The following is a 26,245-nucleotide window of genomic DNA, read 5'->3' as shown; positions in this document are numbered from 1 at the left end:
GCCCTGATGCCGCCGGCGCTCCCCTCCGGCGGCAGTCGACCCGTTTTGCAGACTCCTCCGAGGCATCATGAGCGATTTTTCTCCCGGCCAACGCTGGATTAGCGACGGCGAAGCTGAACTTGGCCTCGGCACCGTGCTTAACTGCGATGCCCGTAGCGTTACCATCTTGTTCAGTGCCAGCCAAGAAACCCGTACCTACAATACCCGCCAAGCCCCGCTGACCCGCGTCATGTTTGGTAGCGGCGACCGCGTGCTCTCCGCCGACGGCTGGCAAATGGTCGTCGATGACAGCAAAGAGTCCCGTGGCCTGATTACCTATATAGGCGAAGACAGCGAAGGCAACCTGCGCGAACTGCCTGAGGCCAAGCTCGCCGATACCATGCAGTTTGACCAGGCGCGTGACCGCCTATTGACCGGCCAGGTCGACCGCAACGACTGGTTTGATTTGCGCTTTCGCACCCTACACCACTATCAGCGTATCGAGCAGCACAGCGCGCTGGGCTTTTCCGGGCCGCGTATCGACCTGATTCCCCATCAGCTCTACATTGCCAATGAAGTCGCCAACCGCCATGCGCCCCGCGTACTGCTGGCAGACGAAGTGGGCCTGGGTAAAACCATTGAAGCTGGACTGATTCTGCACCGCCTGCTGCTCAATGGCCGCGTTGAGCGCGCGCTGATTCTGGTGCCCGACAGCCTTACCCACCAGTGGCTGGTCGAGCTGCTGCGCCGCTTCTCACTTAACGTTTCACTCCTGGATGAAACCCAGAGCCAAGCCCATGGCAGCGCCAACCCCTTTGAAAGCGCCCAGCTTGTGCTGGCGAGCCAAGGCTGGCTATTTGCCAACCCCCAGCGCCAGGAGCAGGCACTGGCCAGCCAGTTTGACCTGCTGATTGTTGACGAAGCGCACCACCTCGACTGGAGCGAAGAGGGTAGCGGCCTCGGCTACCGGTGCGTCGAGCAGCTTTCGGCTGTCATTCCCGGCCTGCTGTTGCTCACCGCGACCCCCGAGCAGATGGGTATCAAAAGTCACTTTGCCCGCCTTCGGCTGCTGGATAGCGAGCGCTACCATGACCTGGAGCGCTTCAAAACCGAAGAGAGCCACTACACCGAGGTGGCCCGCGCCATCGATGCACTGGATGCCCTTCCCGGCGACCCTGCGGCTCGCGCAGACGTATCCAATGTGGCCGATGACCGCGACAGTCAGGCATTACTGGCCACGCTGTGCAATAAAGAGGCGAGCCGCGACCAACAGGACACTGCCCGCGCTCAGCTGAGCGAAGCGTTGCTCGACCGCCACGGCACAGGCCGGGTGATGTTTCGCAACAGCCGCCGTCACGTGGGGGGCTTTCCGGAACGGCGCTTGCATTTAGTGCCGTTGGCGCTGCCTTCGGCCTACCGTCGCGTCGTGCGCCGCTTAGAGCGCGACGAAGACTACCTCGATGAGCTATTGATCGAGACCGGTATGGATCATCCCGACGTGCTGATCTACCCCGACGCGGCCTACCGCGAGCTCAGCAATGACCCGCTCAACGGCGAAGATTGGTGGCACATCGACCCGCGGATTAACTGGTTGCTGGAAAAGCTCAGCGACGACAGCGAGAGTGGTTTCGCCAACGAGAAAGTCCTGGTCATTGCCCACCACCGGGAAACCGCCGAAGGGCTTGCCGAAGGGCTGCGGGTGCTGGGCGGTTACCACGCCCCGGTGTTCCATGAAGACCTCTCGTTGATAGAGCGTGACCGCGCGGCGGCGGCGTTTGCCGATGAAGACGAGGGTGTACAGGTACTGGTGTGCTCGGAAATCGGCTCTGAGGGACGCAACTTCCAGTTCTGCCGTCACTTGGTGATGTTCGATATGCCCCAGCATCCAGATCAACTCGAACAGCGCATCGGTCGCCTGGATCGTATCGGCCAGCGCCACGCCATTGAGCTGCATGTTCCTACCTTTGAAGGCAGCCCCGGCGATCGCCTGCTGCGCTGGTACCACGAAGGCATGGACGCATTCAGTGCGCCTCACGGGGTGGGCAATGACTTGTTTGATGCCTTTGGCGACGCCCTGGCTGACGCGCTACTGGATGATGAGGCACTTGAAGAGATCATCGCCGAAACCCGCACGATGTTTAGCGCCAAACTCGCAGAACACGACGCGGGCCGCAACCGGCTGCTGGAGCTCAACGCCTGCCGCCCCGCGCACGCGCAACAAGTCATCGACGCTGTTCGTGAACTCGACGAAGACGCCGCCCTGCCGCGCTATATTGAGCGAGCGCTGGATATTTTCGGCGTGGATAGCCAGGAGATCGGCAAGGGACTAATGCACCTACAGCCCAGCCAACATATGCTGGATGGTTTGCCGGGGCTGGTCAAAGGCGAAGAGGGCTTTACCGCCACGTATAGCCGCGCCCAGGCGCTTGCCCGGGACGATGTGCAGCGTCTCTCATGGGAACACCCGCTGCTGCGAGAAATGATGGGCCGTGTGTTGGATGGCACCATGGGTAACTCAGCGCTGGCTCTGCTTCGCCACGATGCCATTCCTGGCGGTCGACTGATGGCCGAGCTAGTGTTTCGTACCCACTGCCCGGCGCCCAAAAAGCTGCACCTGCATCGCTTCTTGCCACCCACCGCTGTGCGCTTGCTACTGGATGAATCCGGCGCCAACCTGACCAGCAAAATCTCGTTCACCGGTTTGGGCAAAAATCTGCAGAAGGTTAACAAGTCGCTGGCACGGGATTTAATCAAGAGCCGTCACGACCAGCTGCGTGAACTGCTAACTCAGGGTGAAGGCGAAGCCGAGCGCCAGCTGCCCAGCATCGTCGAGAACGCCGAGGCGCGTATGCGCGCCCAACTGGACGCCGAGATTGCCCGCTTAACCGCGCTGGCCGAGCATAACCCAGCGGTGCGCAGCGCAGAAATCGACGCACTTAAAAGCGAACGTCAGGCGCTCAGCGAAGCGATTGAGAATACCCGCCTACGGCTTGATTCAGTGCGGGTGATTATCACCGTTGATGCCGACCGTTAATCGCGAAGGATAGCGTCAAGCGCCTTATCAAGGGTGGGATACTGAAAAGTAAAGCCAGCAGCCTCAAGGCGCGCAGGACGCATATCCGCCCCGGTCAGTAGTAATCGTGACATCTCCCCAAGACCCGCTTTTAGTACAAAAGCGGGTACTGGAAAAATAGCTGGGCGATTGAGCTGCTTGGCCAGAGTTTTGGTAAACGTGGCATTCGTAACCGGGTGCGGTGCGCTGCCATTAAAAGCACCGTTCAAGGTCTCTTGATTGACGAGGAACAGAATCGCCGCGACTAAGTCGTCGCGGTGAATCCATGGCATAAATTGTTCACCGGAACCAAAACGGCCGCCTAATCCCAACTTAAACGGCGGTAGCATCTTCTGTAAGCTGCCACCACCTGCATCCAACACCAAACCAGTACGCACAATCGCTAAACGCACCCCCATGTCTTCAATCGGCTGAGCTGCCGCCTCCCACTGCTTGCAAAGACGATGGGCAAATTCATCGTTTGGTTTTGTCTCCTCGGTCACCACGCACTTGCCCTGATCGCCGTAGTAGCCCATCGCCGAACCCGACACCATGACCTTCGGCAACGGCTGTCCGTTGGCCTGCAATTGTTCACACAACGCCACTAACTGCTCTGTAGTCGCCACGCGGGAATTAATCAGCTTGGCTTTCTGCTCATCGCTCCAACGCTTGCCAGCAATGGACTCCCCGGCCAGATTAATCAATGCATCCGGCGGCGATTCGATAAATGCCTGGGCGCTATCGCGAATGTCGCAGCCGCTGGGCAGTCGATCGCGTACTTGATGAGGGCGACGGGAAACCACCTGAACGTCATGGCCTTTTTCAATCAGTTGCTCGCATAGTCTTTGGCCGACAAAGCCACTACCACCAGTTACTAATACACGCATGGAATTACTCCTGTTGGTGCTACTGTTAGGTGTCAGCTTAGCGAGACAAGTCTATCGACAATAATATTGTACATTAGCTATACAATACTGATACAGTAGCTTTTCGCTTAAGTTTCTTGACAGCTTTTTATTGATCATTTTTTAAACACCCTGAGGGATCATGGCTACTCTACCGCTAACGGCTACGCACAGGGTTGCCATCATCGGGGCAGGCATTTCAGGACTCGCCTGCGCAAAAGTACTCGCCAACAGCGGTGCCAACGCCACACTCTTTGATAAAGCCCGCGGCCCCGGCGGACGTATGGCGAGTAAACGCAGACCCAGCGCCACCCTGGATTTAGGCGCCCAGGCATTCAGCGTTCGCGACGCCCATTTTCAGCGTGCCGTGGATGAATGGCTCGCTGCTGGCTGCATAGCGCTCTGGCCAACGCTTACTTATCAGGCTAGCTCAAGTGGCTGGCAGGAGCATAACGATCACCAAAAGCGCTATACCGGCACGCCGAGAATGAGCGCCTTAACTCGCTATATGGCTGATGTATTAACGGCCCAGTTCAATGCCAAGTTGCATGTCGGCACTCCCATCTCAACGCTTAACTTCACCCCCAGTGGCTGGAAATTGATAGACGCTGATCAGACCACGTACGGCCCTTTTGACCAGGTAGTTATCAGCACGCCACCGCCCCAAGCTCATGCATTGCTAGCCGCATGGGACACCGAGTTGGCCACGGCGTGCCAAGCACGAGAACAGCGGGCCTGCTGGGCGGGGTGGGCTATTTTTGACGGACCGCTTCCCGCCATACCGGGGGTTGATTCGGGCTGGCAAATGGCACGTGTAACACATCAGGCGCTAAGAGTGGTGTCACGCAACCAAACCAAACCGGGGCGCACCACTCAACCTGAAAGTCTCAGCTTGCTGGCTCAACTGGACTGGAGCGAGGCGCATTTAGAACAGCCTGCCGATGAAGTGGCCAAACAACTTGTCGACGCGCTAAAGAGTATTTTTTCAGCCTCAACCGCCCTGCCCGAACTGATTGAAATGGGGGCACACCGTTGGCGCCACGCTCAGCCGGCTAACCCTTGTGAGCATACATACTTATACAGTACGAACGGTTTGGCCTTATGTGGAGACAGCTTTCGCAGCGGTCGCGTTGAGGATGCATGGCTTTCAGGCCAGCGATTAGGAGAAGCCCTAGTAGGCCGGTCGGTTCAATAAACAAAGCACTTAAATGATTAAGAAGGATTTTGGTAAAGGTTGTACCGAGTAGCGACAAGTTGTACAAATGGGCATACAGTATCGTGCTAATGTTTAGTATTTCATCATCGGGCAATCGTTACATGGAACTTGAATCACCTTCGCCGCGGCGAACAATGACTGGCCCCTGCAGCGTTACGCTGCGGTTAACTCATATGCGGTTAACTAATTTACAGTTAACTAAGAGGTACTGGCGCCCATGAGTCTAAAGGCGACCCACCCACCCGATACGCCGCTCTATCCGATACGCGAAGTATCTCGCTTAACGGGCGTTAATTCGGTCACCCTTCGCGCTTGGGAACGACGCTATGGGTTAATTCGCCCCCAGCGAACGCCAAAAGGCCATCGTCTTTATGCTCAAGACGACATCACACGTATCGAACGCATTTTGCAGTGGCTCAATCGTGGTGTGCCGGTCAGTCAAGTCGCCGACTTGCTTGACCAGCCAGAAACAATTGATACCCCTACGCCTGATACCGGTGATTGGGCAAGCCAGCGCCTCCAATTGCAAGCCATCATCGAAGCGTTAGATCTGCCCAAGTTAGAGGCGTTTTATCAGCAGAGTTTGGCGCTCTACCCGCTGAGCATTGCGATCAACGAGCTGTGGCAGCCGGTCATTTTAACCCTCGAGGCTAAATGGGCTGTTCAGGCGGATCAGTTGGTACGCCGTACCTTGGAAGCGTTTCTACGCAGCCAAGTGGGCATTCGCTTGCATTATGCCAACCAGACGACCCGTGGCCCGCTGATTTTGCTCAATGCCATGCCCGATGATCCTGGCCCTTTATGGGTGTTGATGTCGGCGCTAATGGCCAGTGAACAAGGCTACCGGGTGCAGCTGCTTGACCGCTCCTTGCCGTTGGAGGATCTCCCTCAGGCGGTGGCTCGGCTACATTCATCGATGGTGCTACTCTCTAGCGGTCAGCGGGAAAGTGATAGCTATATTCATCAAGCTCTACCCAAAGCAGCCAAGGCACTTAACGTGCCTATTGGTGTGTGTGGCGAAGTTGCTCGTCTGCGCGAAGCCGATTTGCGCGATAGCCCGGTACACATGCTGGGCGATGATCTACCCCAGGCGATTGCCCGCTTGCGCCCTCTTTTACGCGAGTTTGGGGTACTGTAATCCACCCACTCTTATCCTGGCCGTTCGCCCTCCCCCGGCGACCGGCCATTTTTTTGCGTCGCAGAAGCCCTTATGACAGGAGACCCTATGAAACGTCAGTTGGTTTGGCTGCGCAGCGACTTACGCATTAACGATAACAGCGCTCTCGCCGCCGCCGCGGCCAAAGGTCCTGTAATAGCGGTTTTTTTACGCAGCCTCTCTCAGTGGCAAGAGCACGGTCATGGCGCCAATAAACTGGATTTCTGGGCACGGGGCGTCGCCACTGTTCAAGCCGCGCTCAACGGTTTGAATATTCCGTTGCTGCACCGAGACATTGAACGCTATGACCAAGCACCAGCGGCGCTGACTGAGATCGCACGCGACTATAATATAGAGCAACTGCACTTTAACTATGAGTATCCGCTCAATGAGCGACGCCGCGACCAAGCCGTGCAGGGTGCCTTTAAGCAGGCCGGTATAGCGGCTCATGGTTATCATGATGCGGTGGCGTTTGCACCAGGTAGCTTGTTAACCGGAAAAGGCGATTACTATGGCGTGTTTACACCCTTTTCCAGAGCGTGGCATAAGCAGATCACCGCCGATCAGCTAACGCTGCGTGATACACCAAAGGCACAAACAGCGCTGGCTATTAATAGCGACCCGTTGCCTGCACTGCCTGAACTTAACGACATACCGATTGATGGGCACCTGTGGCCTGCGGGTGAAGATGCCGCTGCGGACAATTTAGCGCGCTTTCTACGCTTTCGTGGTCGTCACTACAAAGACCAGCGCGATTTGCCTAAGGTGCGCGGCACCAGCGAACTATCACCTTACCTGGCATTAGGTATGATCTCCCATCGCCAATGCCTGCAAGCGGTGATGGCAGAGAATGGGGGGCATTTAGCGGATGGCGATCTCGGTCTGACGGCCTGGGTCAATGAATTGATCTGGCGCGAATTTTATCAGCACGTAGCGGTGGGTTTTCCCCAGGTATGCCGCTATCAGCCCTTTCAGGAACATACCAAGCAATTGCCGTGGCGCGACGATGAAGAAGGCTTTCAAGCCTGGTGCGAAGGGCGAACAGGCTACCCCATCGTCGACGCAGCTATGCGCCAATTAGTCACCACAGGCTGGATGCATAACCGGCTGCGTATGATCACGGCGATGTTTTTAAGCAAGCACCTGCTGATTGATTGGCGGCGCGGCGAAGCCTTTTTTATGCGTCACTTAGTCGATGGCGAATTCTGCGCCAATAACGGCGGTTGGCAATGGGCTGCCTCCACAGGTACCGATGCCGCGCCCTACTTTCGAATTTTTAATCCCACCACGCAATCCACTCGCTTTGATGCGGACGGTGAGTTTATTGCGTCCTGGCTGCCTGAGCTTGCCAAACTGCCCGCTAAAGCGCGCCATGCACCACCTCAAGACCTGCTCACCGATACCGATTATCCAGCGCCGATTGTCGATCACAAAGCGGCTCGCCAGCGCGCACTAGGGGCATTCAAATCGCTATCTAAATAGCTGGCGCTTCGTCCGGCATTGGTGAGGCCCTTATCGCAAGCTCAGCGCACGCAGCGCTGAGGTACTCGCGGGGGTTAGCCTTGTACCATAGCTATTCCCTAATTCAGCCGCTTTTACATAAGCTAAGAAGCAGCAGGGACTTCTAATGGTATTGGCACTAAACGTTTTTCCAACTCCGCGGCGGGTAACGGGCGGGCGAAGTAGAACCCTTGCACAGACGTACAGCCGGCCTTAACCAAAAACTGGCACTGCTCCTTGGTTTCAACCCCTTCTGCAATCACTCCGAGCCCCATACCTTCTGCCATCGCTAAGACCGCCTTTACAATGGAGGCATCTGCTTGATCATGCGGCAGTTCTTTAATAAACGCACGATCGAGTTTTATTTTATCGACCGGTAAGCGCTTCAGATAGCCAAGCGACGAGTAGCCAGTACCAAAATCGTCGATGGCGATTGCATAGCCTTGGTCACGTAGCGCCTGTAGGCGCGGCCTCATATCACCTGCACGCTCGTCCAGAAGTACCGACTCGGTCAGCTCCAGGCCAATTTGCGAAGGCTTCAATTGGTAGCGTCTGAGGCATGTCGCCAATTGGCTTTCTAGATCCCCTTGAAAAAGCTGCAGCGCCGAAATATTGACCCAAATGGTCAGCTTGGGCATGGCGCTATTACGCCAATGCGCCTGCTGGGCACAGGCTTTTTCGATTACCCAAGTGCCCAATTGGGACATTAAGCCGTGCCGCTCGGCCAACGAAATGAAATCACCCGGAGAAATCATTCCATCCCGAGGATGGCGCCAGCGCAGCAGCGCCTCCATGCCAACGACCTCACCGCTGCTAGGCTCATGCTGGGTTTGATAATGCAGCTCTAACTGATCACCGGAAATAAGCGCGGCACGCAGGTCGCTAACCAGTGCCAGCTGCGGATTATCCTGCTTATCCAGTGCTGGGCGAAAACGCTGGCTAAGATTACGTCCAAGCCGTTTGGCGCTGTAGAGCGCCGACTCTAACCGCTGAAATAGCACACCTGAGTCGTCACCATCTTCAGGTGCTCGACAGCTGCCTATCGTCAGCCCTAAGCGCAACGATTGTTCGTTAATTTCAAATGGTCGACTCATATGTTCGCGCAGCGAGGCGACCCACTGGTCATGATCGTCAAATGTCGTGGTGCGGATCACCATAAACTCATCGCCACCCAAGCGGCCTACCACGCCCCCAACGACATAGCTTGTCAAGCGTTGGGCAAAGCGTGCCAACAGGCGATCCCCTTGCTCAACCCCTAGACTATCGTTAACCGATTTCAACCCATCAATATCTACCAGCGCCATATCCAAACTCTCTCCAGCGCGTAAGTGGCGCAGTCGAGAAGCAAGCAGATCGTGAAGACGCCGACGATTGGGCAGACCGGTAAGGGGATCTTCATACCCAATCCGGCGCAAATCGCGCTCACGGGCTTTTTGCGCCGTAATATCGGTAAACAGGTGAATAAAATGGGTAATTTTGCCCCGTTTGTCGGTCACGGCGCGTACTTTTAACCACTCGGGATACTCATCGCCGTGCTTACGGCGACTCCACATTTCACCTTCCCAACGGCCGGTACTTTTCAGCGCACTCCAGAACGTTTGATAAAAGTTTTTATCATGCCGTGGCGCTGCCAGGGTCTCCAGTTTTAACCCCTGGACCTCTTGGCTTGCATAACCGGTAATTTCGGTAAAGGCCGGATTAACCACGATGACCCGATTTTGCGCGTCGGTAATCACCATGGCATCGCTGGCGAGCCCTAACGTATCCTGCGATAGCCGCAGACGTAGCCGCTGTTGACGAACCTGATTCCAGGCATCCCAAAGCCCCAGCGCGACTAGCGTGGCTGCCACCAAACGTAGCGCCGTATCGGGTATCCAAACGCAGGCCGGCAGCGCCGCCATTGCGACCCACACTAGCGGACGATTGAGAGAAACAGGAAGCCACATGGCGATTCGCTACATCCTATACAAAATTAACGTAGAAAAAAATTTGCGCTAGTTGCCATGCTGATCATGCCGTCTAATAAACTACCTAGATAATCTATATTACGGTACATGCAGCATTTATTGTGCATAATTGGCAGCAGGTTAACTAAGTCCCCTCGCTATAGTGTTATCGGCCAACTGCCTAAATACTGTAGTAACCGACGATAAATGGTCAGTTACGTGCATTCAGCGGTTTCGGGAAGTAGACTAGCCTCACAACCTTCTTGATATTCGGAACGATTCAGTGACCAAGCAACACTCCTTTAATCGCGAAGAACTGCTGGCCTGCTCGCGCGGCGAGCTATTCGGCCCCGGAAATGCCCAGCTCCCGGCTCCTAACATGCTGATGCTTGATCGCATTAAGCACATTCACGAAGAAGGCGGTGAGCATGGCAAAGGCGAACTGATCGCCGAGCTGGATATCACGCCTGACTTGTGGTTCTTTGACTGCCACTTCCCTGGCGACCCCGTCATGCCTGGCTGCCTAGGCCTGGATGCCATGTGGCAACTGGTAGGGTTTTACTTGGGCTGGCTAGGCCACCCAGGCCGTGGACGTGCGCTTGGCTGCGGCGAAGTTAAATTCAGCGGACAGATTCTGCCGGATGCACAAAAAGTGACCTATAGCATTAATATTAAGCGTATTATTACCCGACGTCTTATCTTGGGTATCGCCGACGGCACCGTAACCGTCGACGGACGCGACATTTATCAGGCTAATGATCTGCGTGTTGGCCTATTTACCTCCACTGCGAATTTCTAAACAGGAGGCTCCCATGCGACGAGTGGTAGTCACCGGTCTTGGCATTGTTTCTTGCCTTGGCAACGACCAACGACAGGTCCTGGACGCGCTCAAAACTGGGCGTAGCGGTATTCGTTTTAAGGAAGAGTATGCCGAGCGAGGCTTTCGTAGCCATGTAGCGGGCAGCGTCGACATAGATCTTGACGCACTCATCGACCGTAAACTGCGCCGCTTTATGGGCGACGCGGCGGCCTATGCTTACGTTTCTATGGCTCAGGCGATTGAAGATGCTGGGCTGAGCGAAGAACAGGTATCCAGCGAACGTACTGGCCTTATTGCCGGCTCAGGCGGCGCTTCAAGCGCTAATCAGGTAGAAGCAGCTGACGTACTACGTGAAAAAGGTCTTCGCCGGGTTGGCCCTTATCGCGTCACCCGGACAATGGGTAGCACTGTTTCAGCGTGCTTGGCAACGCCGTTTAAAATTAAAGGCATCAATTACTCTATCTCCTCTGCCTGTGCGACTTCAGCGCACTGTATTGGCAGCGCGATGGAGCAAATCCAGCTTAACAAGCAGGATGTTGTGTTTGCCGGTGGCGGCGAAGAGGAGCACTGGACCCTCTCCTGCTTGTTTGATGCCATGGGTGCGCTCTCTACCCACTATAACGACACCCCTGAACAGGCTTCGCGCCCTTACGACCAAGCCCGCGACGGCTTTGTAATCGCCGGCGGCGGCGGCATGCTAGTGTTGGAGGAACTTGAGCACGCCAAAGCGCGTGGTGCCAAAATCTACGGCGAATTGGTGGGTTACGGCGCGACCTCTGACGGCCATGATATGGTCGCCCCTTCGGGCGAAGGGGCGATGCGTTGCATGCGCCAAGCGATGGCAACGGTCGATGGTGCTATTGATTACATCAATACCCACGGCACGTCCACGCCAGTGGGCGATGTTGCCGAGCTGAAAGCAATACGCGAAGTATTCGGGAATACAACGCCTGCGATGAGTTCAACTAAATCACTCACTGGCCACTCATTAGGGGCCACGGGCGTTCAGGAAGCGATTTATTCATTGTTGATGATGCAGCACAACTTTGTTGCCGCTTCGGCAAATATCAACGATTTGGATGAGCAGGCTGATGGCTTTGATATTGTCACCGAACGCCGCGATGACGTGACGATAGAGCGGGCGTTGTCTAATAGCTTCGGCTTTGGCGGCACCAATGCATGCTTAGTCTTCCAGCGTTTTAACAACTGATGCTGATACGGCTACTGACATGATGACAAAACGGCGCCCAGCGGGCGCCGTTTTTGTGTAACAAGACGAATAGATCAAGGCCCAGAAAGAGAGCCTTTAACTAACGGGAGGTAGGCCTCGGCACGTCAGAAATTTCCTGCAGTTGCGTTTCGATCCACGCTTCGACTTCAGCAAGCACCTCATCAGGCATACGCCCCGTTGTCTCAATTGGCTTACCAATGCGAACACGCAATACGCCTGGCCGTTTAACCCAATGGCGCCCTGGCCAGCGTTCTCCAGCATTATGGGCCACGGGCAAGACGGGCACCCCAGCACGACACGCCACTACGCTACCGCTTTTGTTGTAGCGCTTACGCTGACCAGGATCTACCCTCGTCCCTTCAGGAAAAATCAGTACCGACAGGCCGGTTCCGAGACGCTCGACGCCCTGAGTGAGCACTTGCTTCATCGCCCTTGCCGGTTTGGAGCGATCCAGGCTTATCGGGCGTAACAGGCGTAATCCCCAGCCAAAGATAGGCAAGCGCAATAATTCGCGTTTTAGCACGGTACATACCGGCGGCTTCATCACCTGCAAAAATACGGTTTCCCACTCACACTGGTGATTGGCCTGAATCACGCAGGGGCCACTAGGCAGGTTTTCCTGCCCTTGTATGTCATAGCGCACACCGCAGGCGATACGAAACCACACCATCAAAAAGTAGTTATACAAATTGAGTAAGCGATAACGACCAGAAAGTGGAAGGAAGGGGGCGATAGGCAGAAACAGAATACCGATCATCAGCATGGCCAAGAAATAGCCGGTATAAAATACCAAGCTGCGAACCACATTTATCAAGCCGACGCTCCTGTATTGCTGACACGGTTATTTTCACGGGCCAAACACCACGCATCTAACATACGCCCAGCCTCTAAACGCCACGGCTTTTGATGAACACCAAAAACATCCAGCACACGTCGACAATTTAAGACACGGCGCAGCTTAGCATCATGGTGATGCTTTAGCGGCTGCACCTCTCCGAGAGTAATCTGCTCGCCCCGGCCTTCAAGGTGCGTCAACAATTGAGTGCGCACCATGGAGGTAAAGGTAAACGCACTGACCGGTTCGGTACCCGCAAGGTGATAGGCACCCCACGCATTCGCACCACTGGCTTGCTGCTGCAGCATGCCGATCAGTGCCATAGCAACAGCATCCGCTGACGTGGGGCAAAAGATCACATCTTCAGCCGCGCGCACAGCTTGGCCAACCACCAAATGATCAATGATTTCATTGAGCCAAGCGTGGCTGCCTTCCAACGCAAACAACGGGCCTAGGCGAACAAGCAAGTGGCGCTGAAATTCTGCGCGTATACGATCGCCGGTCTGGACCAAGCGGCGTAGGCTGTCATCGCGTGGTGCCGGCACCACGTGCTCATCAATCGGCACGTCCAGCCCGTCTTCGTAGAGCTGGTCAGAAACACACCATACCAATGCCACATCCATGGCAAGGCAGGCATCCAAACACGCTTCTACCGCATCGGCATGTTCCATCACTGCCGCTGGCGCCATACTCAACGGATGCGCCAACGGTGGAATGATCACGGCGTCGGGGGCTATCGCCTCCAAACGCGTAGCGGTAATGGTGGTGCCTTGTTCGATGACTAATTCCGTATCGGTGCGACGGCTTGCTTCCCGAGCCAGTGCCAAGCTTAAGCAATGTCCAGCATCCAATATTAGCAGCTTCAAGACAGTCCCTCCTTTTCACGCCCAGCCCCACATGGCGTGTTTAGTAAGCTACTCAGAACGGAATTTCATCATCGAAGTCATCGAAGTTGCCTGGATCAGGCGCACCGTAGCTGCTGTTCTGCTGATTGGGCGGTGGTGCTTGGTTGCCCTGCTGCGGCGAAGGCTGGGCGGGACGAGGCTGCTGTGAGCTTTGCCCGCCGTAGTTGCCACCCTGAGGTGCACCGCCTTGCTGAGGATAACCACCGCCTTGATTATTGGGGGCTGGCGCGTTTTGGGGCGCATTTTGAGGATAGCTGTTCTGGCTTGCGCCGCCGCCCTGAAAATCGCCACTGCGGCCGCCATCAAGCATCTGCATATCGTTAGCGACAATTTCTGTCGAGTAGCGATCTTGCCCGTTTTGATCTTGCCATTTACGGGTTTGTAAGCGCCCTTCAATATAAACTTTGGCGCCTTTTTTTAGGTACTGCTGGGCGATCTCAGCGGTTTTATTAAACATCACCACGCGGTGCCATTCAGTACGCTCTTGGCGCTGACCACTCTGTCGGTCCATCCAGGTATCGGTAGTGGCCAAGTTTAAGTTGGCCACGGCGGTACCGCTTGGAGTAAAACGCACCTCGGGGTCCTGCCCGAGATTGCCAATCAAGATGACCTTGTTAATGCCGCGAGCCATAAGGCGCTCCTTTAATAGGGTGTTATGTAGGGTTAGTTGCAAGCCGTAGCCAGTGTTGCGGCCAGGCCGAATTAAAACCGGTTAAGCTAAGATTTGGGCGGCGACATCAGCTTGGTCAGCGCAGCCTGGTCAAGCTGTTGACGGTTCACCTTTAAATAGACCAAACGCTCTTCCGGTACCACCATCACGTCTTCCACGCCGACCACATCAGCTAAACGTTCCATCAGCAAGTCAAGCGCATCTGCCTGGGTTTCATGCAGCGCCAACACCTCGCTAGAGAGCGGTGGCGGTGCAGGCATCCGCCACATAGCGATCCACCAGCACAACGCCAGTACGGCACAGCCAATAAAAACCGCATTAAGGCCTCCGTAGTGAGCCAATAAGCCGCCTAGCGTACCGCCTAGAAAAGCGCCAAAGAATTGGCTGGTGGAGTACACTCCCATCGCGGTACCTTTCGCGCCCGCCGGGGCTAGCTTACTGAGCATGGAAGGGAGCGTCGCTTCCAGCAAATTAAAGCCAGTGAAGAACACAAACAGCCATACAAACAGCCAATAGCCTGGCGACAGGGGCAACCCTAGTCCCGCTAAACTAATCACAATAGCGCCGATCGCCACTAGGCACATCAAACGCATGCGCTGTTGCTTCTCAGCGACAATAATCAGCGGCACCATGGCGACAAACGATAGCGCCATAATGCCCAGGTAAGCCAGCCCATGATACTCGATAGCCACACCCGCGTTTAGCAGACGAAAAGGCACCGCGACAAATATCGCCATTAGCACTAAATGCAGAGCAAAAATCGATAGATCCAGTCGCCATAAATCAGGCCGCGTTATCACACTCTTGAATTGCTGACGGTCCATCCCTACATCGCGGTGGCGCCTCCGCCTAGGCGCAGCAGGTACCCAGCGCCACAGCACCAGCAGCCCCACCAGCGTCAATAGTGCGGTAAACCAAAATACACCGGCCAGCCCCGCCCAGGCGGCTAGCCATGGGCCCAGCACCATGGCAATGGCAAACGACACGCCAATAGAGAGCCCAATGGTCGCCATGGCAGCGGTACGGATTTCCTCACGGGTTTGATCCGCCAGCAGCGCCATAATAGCGGCGGCCACGGCGCCCCCTCCCTGCAGAGCCCGCCCGGCGATCACCCCGAAAATGGTGTCCGAGAGCGCGGCGACGACACTGCCCAGAGCAAAAATCACCAGCCCCATCGCGATCACCCGCTTACGGCCAATGCGATCAGAAAGTAGGCCAAACGGGATTTGCAACGACGCCTGGGTCAAGCCGTAAATACCCAATGCAACGCCCACCAATAGAGGCGTCGCGCCCACTAACGTGTCGGCGTATAACGCCAACACAGGCAGCACCATAAATAGACCCAGCATGCGAGACGCATATAGCCCGGCCAAACCGCTGATCGCACGGCGTTCAGAGACCAGCAATAGTGCGGAAACCTTGCGCATAATGCCCTTGTGTGTGATGAAAAATAACTATGTGATGGATTAGCATGCAGCGAATAAACGTAACGGCTTGAGACAATCCTCTATTCTAGCGGTTTGGGCAGGCGCTGGAAACGTTGCGGGTTGTCGCATGTTGCAAAGCGGTTTTGCCGGGAGGGGCTCGGCGAACGTATAATCACGCTTTTGCCGCGCGATTCGAGGTGTTGATGGACAGCATTCTGGTCAGGGGTGCACGCACCCACAACCTCAAGCAGATCGATGTGGAACTGCCCCGTAACAAGCTGATTGTGATTACCGGCCTATCCGGCTCAGGTAAATCATCGTTAGCGTTTGACACCCTTTATGCTGAGGGGCAGCGTCGCTATGTGGAGTCACTTTCCACCTATGCACGCCAATTCCTGTCGATGATGGAGAAACCCGATGTAGATCACATCGAAGGGCTTTCGCCTGCGATCTCTATTGAGCAGAAGTCTACCTCCCACAACCCGCGTTCAACCGTGGGCACTATCACCGAAATTTACGACTATCTGCGCCTGCTTTTTGCCCGGGCGGGAACGCCACGTTGTCCAGAGCACGGTGAAGACCTTGAGGCCCAGACGATCTCACAAATGGTCGATCAAGTCATGAATCTTGCCGAAGGCACCAAACTCATGCTGCTGGCGCCGGTGGTCAAAGGGCGTAAAGGCGAGCATCTGCAACTATTAGCAGAGTTGCGGGCCCAAGGTTTTGTGCGCGCCTTGATTGATGGCCAAGTGCTGGAACTGGACGACATCGCGCCGTTGGATAAGCGCAAAAAGCACGATATTAGCGTGGTGGTTGACCGCTTCAAGGTACGTAACGACCTCGCCCAACGTCTGGCGGAGTCGTTTGAAACGGCGCTGAACCTCGCCGACGGCACCGCCATGATCCACTTTATGGATGGCGAGCGCGATGATATTGCCTTCTCATCACGTTTTGCCTGCCCTGTGTGTGGCTACTCACTGGCAGAGCTTGAGCCGCGCATGTTCTCGTTTAATAACCCCGCGGGCGCTTGTCCCACTTGCGATGGGCTGGGCGTGCAGCAGTACTTCGACCCCGAAAAGCTGATCAGCCACCCGGAGCTATCGCTGGCGGAAGGCGTGATTAAAGGCTGGGACCGGCGCAACATTTACTACTTTACCCAGCTCCAGGCGCTGGCCAAGCACTACCGCTTTGAGCTAGAGACACCTTGGCAAGAGCTCGCCCGCCACGAGCAGGACATCATTCTCAATGGTAGCGGCGACGAGGCCATACCGTTCTCCTATGTCGGCGACCGCGGCCGTAAAGTTACTCGCGAGCACGTTTTTGAGGGCGTGCTGCCCAATATGCAGCGCCGCTATCGGGAAACCGAGTCTAATATGGTGCGCGATGATCTGGTCAAATACATCGCGGTGCAGCCCTGCGCCACCTGTAACGGCTCACGACTGCGTAAAGAATCACGTCATGTGTATGTGGATGACCATAATATCGCCGACGTCGTGCGCTTTCCGATTGGTGAAGCATGGCGCTACTTTGCCGATCTAAGCCTACCGGGACGCAAAGGCGAGATTGCCGATAAAATCGTCCACGAGATCCACGCCCGGCTAGAGTTCTTAGTAAATGTCGGCCTGGATTACCTCAACCTGGAGCGCAGCGCAGACACCCTTTCCGGTGGTGAGGCCCAGCGCATCCGCTTGGCCAGCCAGATTGGTGCTGGCTTAGTCGGAGTAATGTATATCCTTGACGAGCCGTCAATTGGCCTGCACCAACGCGACAATGACCGGCTGCTGAAAACCCTTGAGCGGTTGCGCGACCTGGGTAATACCGTCATTGTGGTTGAGCACGACGAAGATGCTATCCGTGCCGCCGATCATGTACTGGATATCGGTCCTGGGGCAGGCGTACATGGCGGTGAAATCGTCGCTCAAGGTACGCCTCAAGACGTGATGGACAATCCCAACTCGCTGACCGGTCAGTACCTGATCGGCACGCGTGAAATTGCCGTGCCGCCCTATCGTATTCCTGGCAACCCGGAAAAGCAGTTGACTGTACGCGGCGCTACCGGCAACAACCTGCAAGACGTAACGCTTACATTGCCGCTGGGATTATTTATCGCCATTACCGGCGTCTCTGGTTCAGGCAAGTCGACGCTAATCAACGGCACGCTGATGCCGATTGCGGCTCGGGAGCTAAATCGTGCCACCACGTTGACCGCCGCCCCTTATGAGAAGATCGAAGGGCTTGATCAACTCGATAAAGTTATCGATATTGATCAAAGTCCGATTGGGCGTACGCCGCGCTCCAACCCGGCCACCTACACAGGCATTTTTACGCCGATTCGTGAGTTGTTTGCAGGCACCCAGGAAGCACGTTCTAGAGGTTACAAACCCGGCCGCTTCAGCTTTAACGTTAAAGGTGGACGCTGCGAGGCGTGCCAGGGCGAAGGCATGATCAAGGTAGAAATGCATTTTCTGCCGGATATTTACGTGCCCTGCGACGTTTGTAAAGGCAAGCGCTATAACCGCGAAACGTTGGATATTCACTACAAAGGCAAAACCATTCACGAAGTGCTGACCATGACGGTGGAAGACGCGCTAGAATTCTTCAGCCCGGTACCAGCCATTGCTCGTCGCCTGCAGACCCTGCTCGATGTGGGCCTCTCCTACATTCGTCTGGGGCAGAGTGCAACGACTCTTTCAGGCGGGGAAGCACAGCGGGTAAAACTCGCCCGTGAATTAGCCAAGCGTGATACAGGTAAGACACTGTATATATTGGATGAGCCGACCACCGGACTGCACTTTGAAGATATACGCCAACTGCTGACGGTGCTCCACCGCCTGCGGGATCATGGCAACACTATCGTCGTGATTGAACACAACCTGGATGTGATCAAAACTGCCGATTGGATTGTCGATCTAGGGCCTGAAGGGGGCTCCGGTGGCGGGCAGATTATTGCCGAAGGCACACCGGAACAGATTGCAAAACAGAATGTCTCGCATACCGGGCGTTTCTTAGCACTCCTGCTGGAACGTGGAAACCGCGCAACGAAGCGTTGACACTATATTGCTGTTATCTATGGTTTTTTGTTCTTTATGGGTGTTGGTTCTTTTGAGGAGGGGCGTCTGCCCTCCCTCAGACTAAATAGCCGCGCTAGAGAGTACATGTGGGCAACGCAATAGGTGGTCACATTGTTTATAGTGGCGAGCCAATAATCATTAGCAGGATTAAGTAATTCTCTCCTGAAGGGATAAGTCATGAGTCATGAAAAAAGCTGCATTATCAAACACTTCAGCCACTTTTGCTCATTAACCGAGGAGGAAAAGCAGCTCCTTACTACCCTTGAGGAGAGCCCAACTAATATTAAATCAGGCGCATTACTTTGGGAGATAGGCGATCCGGCCAATGAGTTCTGTACCCTCAAAAGCGGCTGGGCCTACTCCTATCGCCATCTAGAAAATGGCGATCGGCAAATTCTCGAGGTGTTTTTGCCGGGCGATATTATCGGGCTGCGTGAGTTCGCTTTCTCCGAACGCCTTGAGAACGTGCGCATGATTGATAACGGTGTGGTTTGCCACTTCCCACATAAACGTATGCTGAATCTCTTTCGCCGGTCACTCAAACTCACATCTATAATGTTTGCCATTGGCAGCCGACAGCAAGCGATGCTAACTGAGCGGTTAGTCACGCTGGCAAGGCGTACCGCACGCCAAAAGATGGCACATTTTCTCTATGAAATGTATCTGCGGCTGCGCCAAACTAACCCCGACATTAGTAACCAGTTCCGTCTGCCGCTTTCTCAGGAGCAGCTGGCTGATGTCCTTGGCCTCAGCCCGGTCCACGTTAGCCGTACCTTTACAGGGCTCAGCGAAGATGGACTAGTGTTCCGTGACCGCCACAATTTAACTATTCCTGATCTGCAAGCGCTATGTGACGAGGCAGGATTTGATGACTGCTATCTCAATGACAATATTCGTATGGTGCTAGCCGACTCAGCTTAAAAAAACCGCGTGCTATTGAGCACGCGGGATCGTTGAAGCAATGATGAAGCGCAAGAGAGTAGTTAACGCCCCTGCTAGCTGGCTAATGCCTTATTAGCCACATTTGGACCAACCACAGCCTGCGTAACAGGTCGGGCAGCCATCCATCATGATGAGTTCGCCGCGGCACTCGGGGCAGTTACCCACTATGGCTGGGCCGCTGCCCTCAGACTTTTTTACTGTCGTTGCTTTCCCGCCGATAGGTTCTACCGCGCCCGCGTCTACGGGTGCGTCAGCTACCTCTTCCTCCGCACCGGGCTGCCACGCATGGCCATGCGTCATACGGTGGGCGTAACGCTCGACCAGTTGCTCAACCGGCACTTGATTGCCATCCCGATCCAAAAAGCCACGGCGATAGAGAATCTGTTGAATCGACCAGGCAATGGCGGCGACTTCCGAATCGTGGAACATTGGCTTGTTCCAACGGTTCATGCCACAGCGAACCAAGCCTTTATCCCAAGCCACTTTGCGTAGGTCCGCCACCGCCTGGGTGACGTAACCGCCGCGTGCCGCTAGCGAGAGGCTGCGCATGGTCGCGGTGATCCACTGGTGCTCACTGGAGAGCTGGCCCGATGGAAAAAAGAACTCCACCGGCCGCTCTATCACGACACGTTTACCACCAATGACGCCTTCCACCGGCATAAACGACACCAACAGGTAGACTTTTTTGCGCCCTTCCGCGCCGACATACGAGATCTTTTCTGACACGGCTTCCAAGGTACCTTCCGGGCGGGAAGGTATACGTACCGTTAGCGGGTTTTCATCCTGCAGCTCGGGAGTGGGCACGGGCTGGTCTTGCTGCTTAATGCGATAACCGACAATTTTGGAGGTGATTTCAACAGCCATGAGTTATATCTCCGTTTAGCAAAGGTGTGCGTTAGTGAATAGATGGCGCTTCGCGCGGCATCACCATTTGCCGTAGGTGCCTTCTTTTAAGCCATCAAACAGGTTGGCAGCGTTATGCTCTTCCCCGTCGTAAATCACCTTCTCATTCCCGGTCAGCTCAAGGGTTTCGCCGTTTTCCAGCTCAAACACGTAGGTGGTGTTTTTAAGATCATCCTCGCGCACCAGCACGCCTTGGAAAGCTTCGGGGTTAAAGCGGAAGGTAGTGCAGCCTTTTAAGCGGCTTTCATAGGCTTGTAAATAGAGGTTTTGAAACTGCTCAAAGGGAAATTCAGTGGGCACGTTGACTGTTTTCGAGATCGCCGAATCGACCCAGTGTTGGGCAGCAGCCTGAACGGCGACGTGCTGCTCGGGCGAGATCGCATCAGCGGTGACAAAATAATCAGGCAGATCGCTGTCGACAGCATCAGCTGCAATAAAGTGACGATAAGCGGCTAGCTCGAAAGAGACGACTTCTACCTGCTCTTTGGTTTTCTTACCCGACTGAATAATATTGCGGAAGTAGCGGTGCGAGAAAGAGGGCTCAATACCGTTGGAGGCGTTGTTACCCATTGACAGGCTAATCGTGCCGGTCGGCGCAATAGAGCTGTGGTGGGTAAAGCGTGCGCCGTGCTCGGCCAGTTGGGCGACTAGCTCGGGCTCAAGCTCGGCCACTTGCGCCATGTACTGGCTGTAACGGGCATGCAGAATACGCCCCGGCACTTGATCACCCACTTCGTAGCCATCTTTGGCCAGCTGCGGGCGCTCACGCAGCATTTTGGGGGTAATAGTATGTTCCTGCTCCAGTACCGGCGCCATGCCCTTCTCTTGAGAAAGCTCCAGTGCCTGCTTCCAGCCCTCAATCGCCAAATGGCGGCTTACTTCATCGGTAAACACCAGCGACTGCTTGGAACCGTAGGGGATTTTAAGCATGGTAAGCGTCGACCCTAAGCCCAAAAAACCCATGCCGTGGCGACGCTTGGCTTCTATTTCACGCTGCTGCTGGGGCAGCGGCAGCCCAGCAATCTCAACCACGTTGTCGAGCATACGGGTAAAGATAGCGACCACTTTTCGATAGCGCTCCCAGTCAAAGCGCGGCTCGGCGCCAAAGGGATCGATCACAAACTTGGTCAAGTTGACGGAACCCAGCAGGCAAGCGCCTTCCGGCGGCAGCGGCTGTTCACCACAGGGGTTGGTGGCGCGGATATCTTCGCAGAACCAATTATTGTTCATGCGGTTGACTTGGTCGATTAGGATAAAGCCGGGTTCGGCGTAGTCGTAGGTGGAAGACATGATGGTGTCCCACAGTTCGCGCGCTTTGATCACTTCTACAATGCGACAGGCGACGCGCCCTTCGGCATCCACCGTGTAGCCCTCTTCGACCACCGGCCAGTCGCGGTAGATCAGGTCTTCCGCTTTTACGTCCTCTTTTTCACCGGGGTGCAGCGGGAAGGCCAACGGCCAATCAGTATTGTTTTTAACCGCTTCCATAAACTCATCGGTGATTAACAGCGACAGATTAAACTGACGCAGGCGACCCGCTTCGCGCTTAGCCTGGATAAATTCGCGCACATCCGGATGACCTACATCAAAGGTGCCCATCTGTGCACCGCGACGACCACCGGCAGAGGCCACGGTAAAACACATCTTGTCGTAGATATCCATAAACGCCAGCGGGCCGTTCGTGCCTGCGCCAGCGCCAAATACAAACGCCCCCTTATGGCGCAGCGTTGAGAAGTCGTAGCCGATACCGGCTCCCGACTTCAACGTCATGCCCGCATCGACCACCGAGTCGAGAATATCGCGCATGGAATCACGAATCGTGCGCGACACGGTGCAGTTGATCAGACTTACCGCCGGTTTGTAGGCCTCTGCACCCGCATTAGAAAGAATACGGCCTGCAGGAATGGCGCCGTTTTCAAGCGCCCAGCGGAATTTCGGTAACCATTCTTCCGCTTTGTCACCTTCCACCGCTGCGAGGGCGCGTGCAACACGTTCAAACGTAGCACCGACATCCTGATCGACTGGTTGGCTATGACGGTCCTTGAGACGATATTTGGCATCCCAGATTTCCTGCGAGGGGGCCTGCATCGGAACGTCATTAGAGGTCTTCATAGCCTTAGCAGCGGTACTCATGTCGCAAAACTCCTTCACAGCGGGGTGAATATAGCGCTCAAAGAGAGCGATTATACGTGCCATCGGCGTGAAGTATAGCCTTGACTTCACACTACATAAGGGCCTTTTTTCATTCTTTTCTACCATATATAGAAAAATCAGCGCGTTACTCTTTTGCTGGGCCTCCACACGCTATAGGCTAGTGTTTTTTTGGCTAACTGGCTTCAAGTATGCTCACAACTCACTCCCAACGCCTCGCCACGCTAACATGCATTGCCATGGTGACAGCCTTGTTGGCAGCCACCATGCCCGCGGCTAATGCGGCCACGTTCAATACGGACGAGATAGACACGCATGACCATTGGCAATCGTTAACGCTCTCGCTGGGCGGCGACCAGCACTATCGTGCGGTAGAAGTTCACAGTTATTCAGACGCCACGCTTAGCCTCAATGCGACTCAAGGCGTATGCGATTTACCCTGGCTGGAGATGCGCGTCACCCTTGAACAGCAGCAGGGTGAAAGCCGCGCAGTTAACCTAGTGCCCGCCCGGCTGCGTGTTGATGAGCAGCCGGTGATTGATACCATGGCAGAGTTTATTACCGAACGGGGTGACAATGGCTTTTATGCCCACTTCTACCTAAGCGACCTGGAATCCCTGATGGCCGACATGCGCCAAGGCGAGCAGCTGTTTCTCGGTTTTGACCAGGAAGAGCGCGAGCCGTGGTATATGACCTTTAGCCTGCAAGGCGCCGACGCTGCGATTTCACGGATGCTGGGGCAGTGTGAAAATAATGGGTCGGCGGCTTAGCAGCAAAAATAACGTATAGCGTAGAAACTCAGACGCGCCTTGGTTACCTATTCCCCTCGGCCTGCTGCCTTAGCAGTAGCTCGACGCGCCGATTTGCAGCGCGGCCATCTGCGGTTGCGTTCGGTTCCATGGGTTGGGTATCCGCATAGCCGACGGCTCGCATACGTGAAATATTGAACCCCTGGCGCTCTAAATGGCGCACGACAGCGATAGCCCGCGCTGATGAAAGTTCCCAATTAGAGGGGAAGCGCACTGTCGAAATGGGCACGCTGTCGGTATGGCCTTCTACCGAAATCTGCCCATCAAAACTGGCGAGTACATCCAAAAGGCTTTCAACCACCCCCTGCCCTCGAGGCGTTAACACCGCTTGGCCGCTGGGGAATAACAGGCTGGTATCAATCCGCAGCGTGACCCCTTCACGCCCCTGCGAAACGCTGACACCAGGAATATTGAGCCCAGCAAACTGGGGCTGCAACCCTTCATGGCGGGGCTGTATACCAGTGGCCAAAGAGGCTAACGGCAACGACGTTATAGCGCTTGCCGACTGCATGTAAGCAGTATCAGCCGCTTCTCCTCCACCCGGCGGCGTCAGAGAGAGCAGTAGTACAAAGAGCGTGATTAACAGCGTCAGTACATCTAAATAACTGGTTAGCCAACCATCATCGCCATCGCCTGGCGATGGCGTCATTTCCAGCGCATGGCGCGTATCACGGTCTAACATGCTGGCTATCCCTTGGCCGCCGAACTCACCGACGAATCAGGCCTTGGCTTGACACTATTGTCGCGAATTTCATCGTGGTAGTTTGCGACAAAAGAGTTGAGGGTCTCTTCAATAAACGACGGCAGGCGGCGCTTGGTAATCAGCGAAATACCTTCCAGTACCATGTTCATGGTAATTAAGCGCTCTTCAGTGCGGCGCTCTAACTTCACTGCAATCGGCTTAAACACTAAGTTGGCGAGTAAAATGCCATAGAAGGTGGTTAGCAGGGCGACTGCCATGCGTGGGCCAATCACCTGCAGGTCGCCCGCATCCATGACTTCCAGCATATTCACCAGCCCCACCAGGGTGCCGATCATGCCAAACGCTGGCGCGTAGGTAGCCATGGTACGAAATATTTGTGCTTCGGCATGCTCACGCGCTTTAAGACGAGCAATGCGCCAGCGCAGCATGTCAAAAATTTCGTCCTCTTTGGTATTGGCAATCACCAGTTGAATGCCGGTTCGTAAAAACGGATTACGCGTATGCTCCAGCTCGCGTTCTACCGCCCGCACGTCGCCTTTAAACCATAGCCGCGACATATCCACCAGTTCGCGGATATCGTCACGCATATAAGTATTTTCGCGCCGAAATACCAAGCCCACCAACCGCACAACACGCACGACTTCTTTCAGTGGGTAGCTGATAAAAGTTGCCGCCAAGGTACCGGTCACTACAATGGCCAGACCCGGCCAATTGATAAAGCTTTCGGGGGACTCTGCAGTGAAAAACAGCACACTGACCAACAGTAATATGCTGGCAAAGATGCCTATTAACGTCGAAGGATTCATCCACGGCTCCTTGCCGGTCACAAGTGAGTAAAAAGCGGTGTTATGCCGAGTCGTGTAAACGTGCGCGTAAACGACTTACGGCCTGACTGTGCAGTTGAGAAACGCGTGATTCCGTTACGCCCAATACAGCCCCTACTTCCTTGAGGTTGAGTTCTTCTTGGTAATACAGCGCCATTAGCAGCTTTTCACGTTCGGGTAGAGCCTCGATAGCTTCAATCAACGTTTGTCGCTGCTGACCATCTAGTAATTGCTCAAACGGCGAGCTGTTCAGCTCACTACTGACTGGCTCACCGCCCTCGGCAACCAGATCTTCATACGGTAACAACTGGCCGCTATTGGTATCATTGAGAAGTTGCTGATACTCATTCAACGGCATCTCAAGATGGAGAGCGATTTCGTGTTCTTCCGGTGCCCTCCCTAACTGTTGCTCCAGTTGGCGAACGGCACCGTCAACCGCACGCGCTGAGCGACGCACACTGCGCGGTAGCCAATCACGGGTGCGCAATTCATCCATCATTGCGCCCCGAATGCGCTGACTGGCAAACGTAGCGAAGGTTGCGCCTTGGGTAGCATCGAAACGTCCGAGTGCTTCCAACAGCCCCACCATGCCGGCCTGAATAAGGTCATCGAGCTCAATGCTGGCTGGCAAACGGACCTGAAGCGTCAAGGCCTGACGTCGCACCAGTGGCATGTATTGCGTCAACAGCTCGTTTTGTTTAATCCTGCCTTGTGCTGTGTACATCCTCTTCGCCTCGCGGCTATACAGCCTTCACTGATAGTTCACAATCATTTGCAACCCCTGCACACGAACAGGCCGCTGGCCTGGGCGTAAAGCGAAGCGAAAATGCAACGGCGCATTGGCTCTTTGTCCCGCTAGTGCGGTAGTAGAGCCACGCATACCTGTTAACGCAACGCACTGCTCAGGATGGCACAACCAGGCGTTTAACAGCGCACCAGGGGGAGATTGAAATTGCCACTGAATACGTCCGAGCTGACCTGATTGGAGGTTAATGCCGGCAGGCGGAGAAGCGTTCTGACTAGCACTTGCTCGATCACTCATGGCCACCATCATTCCAGGGATCTGGGCATTCCAACTGCCGGCTGCCGCCTGGGCACTTCCCGTTAACCCTATCAGTAGGCAGCCTACCAGCAGCAGCACAATTCGTAGCAATGTTCCTCTTACTACCCAGCTTAGCATGCTAAGCCTCCTCGGCGGAG

21 protein-coding genes are annotated in these 26,245 nt (G+C 55.1%); 9 read left to right on the top strand and 12 right to left on the bottom strand.

Translation table 11 applies throughout. The features are described from left to right. Positions 1-67: 67 nt before the first annotated feature. Positions 68-3,013: an RNA polymerase-associated protein RapA gene (gene rapA, locus ACUVOF_RS15460; RefSeq protein WP_447045216.1), complete on the top strand. Its 2,946-nt coding sequence runs from the start codon at positions 68-70 to the stop codon at positions 3,011-3,013. On the opposite strand, the gene ACUVOF_RS15455 is transcribed toward rapA, so the two are convergent. Further along, positions 3,010-3,918 carry a TIGR01777 family oxidoreductase gene (locus ACUVOF_RS15455; protein ID WP_447045215.1) on the bottom strand — a complete coding sequence of 303 codons (909 nt, stop codon included), beginning with the start codon at positions 3,916-3,918 and terminating at the stop codon, positions 3,010-3,012. The genes rapA and ACUVOF_RS15455 overlap by 4 nt on opposite strands. A gap of 160 nt (positions 3,919-4,078) precedes the next feature. Here ACUVOF_RS15455 and ACUVOF_RS15450 point away from each other — a divergent pair, with 160 nt between their 5' ends. The 3 genes from ACUVOF_RS15450 (at position 4,079) to phrB (ending at position 7,790) form a co-directional block, all read left to right on the top strand. Beyond that, on the top strand, positions 4,079-5,131 hold the full coding sequence (locus ACUVOF_RS15450; RefSeq protein WP_447045214.1) for an NAD(P)/FAD-dependent oxidoreductase: 1,053 nt from the start codon (positions 4,079-4,081) through the stop codon (positions 5,129-5,131). A 238-nt stretch (positions 5,132-5,369) separates the two neighbouring features. Further along, positions 5,370-6,290 carry a MerR family transcriptional regulator gene (locus tag ACUVOF_RS15445; RefSeq protein ID WP_447045213.1) on the top strand — a complete coding sequence of 307 codons (921 nt, stop codon included), beginning with the start codon at positions 5,370-5,372 and terminating at the stop codon, positions 6,288-6,290. An 87-nt stretch (positions 6,291-6,377) separates the two neighbouring features. Then, the gene (gene phrB / locus ACUVOF_RS15440) at positions 6,378-7,790 is read left to right on the top strand and encodes a deoxyribodipyrimidine photo-lyase (protein ID WP_447045212.1); all 1,413 of its coding nucleotides are present in this window, start codon (positions 6,378-6,380) and stop codon (positions 7,788-7,790) included. Positions 7,791-7,912: 122 nt separating this feature from the next. Here the strand turns inward: phrB and ACUVOF_RS15435 are convergent, their stop codons facing one another. Further along, positions 7,913-9,754, bottom strand: coding sequence for a putative bifunctional diguanylate cyclase/phosphodiesterase (locus tag ACUVOF_RS15435; protein WP_447045211.1), 1,842 nt, complete (start codon positions 9,752-9,754; stop codon positions 7,913-7,915). Between the two features lie 283 nt (positions 9,755-10,037). Between ACUVOF_RS15435 and fabA the strand changes: the two genes are divergently transcribed. Both fabA and fabB read left to right on the top strand, forming a co-directional pair. Next, positions 10,038-10,553 (top strand): 3-hydroxyacyl-[acyl-carrier-protein] dehydratase FabA, encoded by a 516-nt coding sequence (gene fabA / locus ACUVOF_RS15430; RefSeq protein WP_113269863.1) that lies wholly within the window; start codon positions 10,038-10,040, stop codon positions 10,551-10,553. Between the two features lie 13 nt (positions 10,554-10,566). Continuing rightward, a complete protein-coding gene (fabB, locus tag ACUVOF_RS15425; protein WP_447045210.1) occupies positions 10,567-11,784 on the top strand; it encodes a beta-ketoacyl-ACP synthase I in 1,218 nt (405 codons plus the stop codon). A gap of 100 nt (positions 11,785-11,884) precedes the next feature. On the opposite strand, the gene ACUVOF_RS15420 is transcribed toward fabB, so the two are convergent. The 4 genes from ACUVOF_RS15420 to ACUVOF_RS15405 all read right to left on the bottom strand — a co-directional run bounded on the left by ACUVOF_RS15420 (position 11,885) and on the right by ACUVOF_RS15405 (position 15,642). Further along, entirely contained in the window at positions 11,885-12,619 is a 735-nt protein-coding gene (locus ACUVOF_RS15420) for a lysophospholipid acyltransferase family protein (protein ID WP_447045209.1), read from the bottom strand. After that, positions 12,616-13,506: a sugar nucleotide-binding protein gene (locus tag ACUVOF_RS15415; RefSeq protein WP_447045208.1), complete on the bottom strand. Its 891-nt coding sequence runs from the start codon at positions 13,504-13,506 to the stop codon at positions 12,616-12,618. The genes ACUVOF_RS15420 and ACUVOF_RS15415 overlap by 4 nt, the downstream gene beginning before the upstream one ends. A 52-nt stretch (positions 13,507-13,558) precedes the next feature. Beyond that, positions 13,559-14,176 (bottom strand): single-stranded DNA-binding protein, encoded by a 618-nt coding sequence (ssb, locus tag ACUVOF_RS15410; protein WP_447045207.1) that lies wholly within the window; start codon positions 14,174-14,176, stop codon positions 13,559-13,561. Positions 14,177-14,262: 86 nt separating this feature from the next. Beyond that, complete coding sequence (locus tag ACUVOF_RS15405; protein WP_447045206.1) at positions 14,263-15,642, bottom strand: MFS transporter; 1,380 nt, start codon at positions 15,640-15,642, stop codon at positions 14,263-14,265. A 203-nt stretch (positions 15,643-15,845) separates the two neighbouring features. On the opposite strand from ACUVOF_RS15405, the gene uvrA reads away from it, so the two are divergent. Further along, complete coding sequence (uvrA, locus tag ACUVOF_RS15400; protein ID WP_447045205.1) at positions 15,846-18,692, top strand: excinuclease ABC subunit UvrA; 2,847 nt, start codon at positions 15,846-15,848, stop codon at positions 18,690-18,692. Between the two features lie 198 nt (positions 18,693-18,890). Beyond that, a complete protein-coding gene (locus tag ACUVOF_RS15395; RefSeq protein WP_447045204.1) occupies positions 18,891-19,634 on the top strand; it encodes a Crp/Fnr family transcriptional regulator in 744 nt (247 codons plus the stop codon). A gap of 93 nt (positions 19,635-19,727) precedes the next feature. Here ACUVOF_RS15395 and ACUVOF_RS15390 read toward each other — a convergent pair whose 3' ends face one another. Next, entirely contained in the window at positions 19,728-20,519 is a 792-nt protein-coding gene (locus ACUVOF_RS15390; RefSeq protein WP_447045203.1) for a ribonucleoside-diphosphate reductase, read from the bottom strand. Positions 20,520-20,579: 60 nt separating this feature from the next. Further along, on the bottom strand, positions 20,580-22,691 hold the full coding sequence (locus ACUVOF_RS15385) for an adenosylcobalamin-dependent ribonucleoside-diphosphate reductase (RefSeq protein ID WP_447045202.1): 2,112 nt from the start codon (positions 22,689-22,691) through the stop codon (positions 20,580-20,582). Between the two features lie 209 nt (positions 22,692-22,900). Between ACUVOF_RS15385 and ACUVOF_RS15380 the strand changes: the two genes are divergently transcribed. After that, positions 22,901-23,479 carry a hypothetical protein gene (locus ACUVOF_RS15380; protein WP_447045201.1) on the top strand — a complete coding sequence of 193 codons (579 nt, stop codon included), beginning with the start codon at positions 22,901-22,903 and terminating at the stop codon, positions 23,477-23,479. Between the two features lie 43 nt (positions 23,480-23,522). On the opposite strand, the gene ACUVOF_RS15375 is transcribed toward ACUVOF_RS15380, so the two are convergent. The 4 genes from ACUVOF_RS15375 to ACUVOF_RS15360 are packed head-to-tail and all read right to left on the bottom strand — an operon-like array spanning position 23,523 to position 26,225. Beyond that, positions 23,523-24,200, bottom strand: a complete 678-nt coding sequence (locus tag ACUVOF_RS15375; RefSeq protein ID WP_447045200.1) for an OmpA/MotB family protein — start codon at positions 24,198-24,200, stop codon at positions 23,523-23,525. Positions 24,201-24,205: 5 nt separating this feature from the next. Further along, positions 24,206-25,027 carry a motility protein A gene (locus ACUVOF_RS15370; RefSeq protein WP_113271052.1) on the bottom strand — a complete coding sequence of 274 codons (822 nt, stop codon included), beginning with the start codon at positions 25,025-25,027 and terminating at the stop codon, positions 24,206-24,208. Positions 25,028-25,067: 40 nt separating this feature from the next. Further along, a complete protein-coding gene (locus ACUVOF_RS15365; protein ID WP_447045199.1) occupies positions 25,068-25,769 on the bottom strand; it encodes an RNA polymerase sigma factor FliA in 702 nt (233 codons plus the stop codon). A gap of 27 nt (positions 25,770-25,796) precedes the next feature. Next, the gene (locus ACUVOF_RS15360; RefSeq protein ID WP_447045198.1) at positions 25,797-26,225 is read right to left on the bottom strand and encodes a flagellar protein FlhE; all 429 of its coding nucleotides are present in this window, start codon (positions 26,223-26,225) and stop codon (positions 25,797-25,799) included. Between the last annotated feature and the right edge of the window lie 20 nt (positions 26,226-26,245).

Source organism: Vreelandella sp. H-I2 (assembly GCF_052959335.1).
The sequence above is the reverse complement of the archived record's forward strand: the minus strand, read 5'-3'. Positions and strand labels throughout refer to the sequence as shown.